The sequence below is a fragment of the Bacillus cereus group sp. BfR-BA-01355 genome (assembly GCF_022663675.1).
GTDB lineage: Bacteria > Bacillota > Bacilli > Bacillales > Bacillaceae_G > Bacillus_A > Bacillus_A thuringiensis_S.
In genome coordinates this window covers 1-426 of record NZ_JAKUFY010000318.1, presented here as the reverse complement: position 1 = coordinate 426, position 426 = coordinate 1, and the positions used below count along the sequence as shown (strand labels likewise).

The window sequence follows — 426 nt, the reverse complement described above, 5'->3', positions numbered from 1 at the left end:
ATACTTCCATCTGTAGAAAGAACTTCACCAATTCTAGTGATTGTAATAAATACAATGACCATTAACCAGTAGAGCGCTATAGAGTACACATACTTACCAAAACTCGCTAACACTTCTTTCGCTTGTCTCATGCAATAATAGAATGTTCCTATTAAAATAATATGAGCAACAAAGCCTGCCGAAATAAATTGATCAAACGGACTAAAAATCGTTTGTATCATTCCAATCGCGTAAATCGTTGCACTAACATACAATTTTATCTGTTGTTTTCCTTTAATAGAAGTAACCATTCCAAGGAAACCTTGTAATAATAGTACGATCGCTGCATTCACTAAACTATACTCGTATAAAATCGCTAAACTAAATGCTCCCATTGTGAAACCAAATAAGAGATTTGTAAATGTAGAATGTCTATTCTTCCTATAC

General features: G+C 33.1%; 1 pseudogene. It reads right to left on the bottom strand.

The features are described from left to right. Positions 1 to 426: pseudogene (locus MR167_RS31835) on the bottom strand (DUF2339 domain-containing protein); the annotation flags it as partial.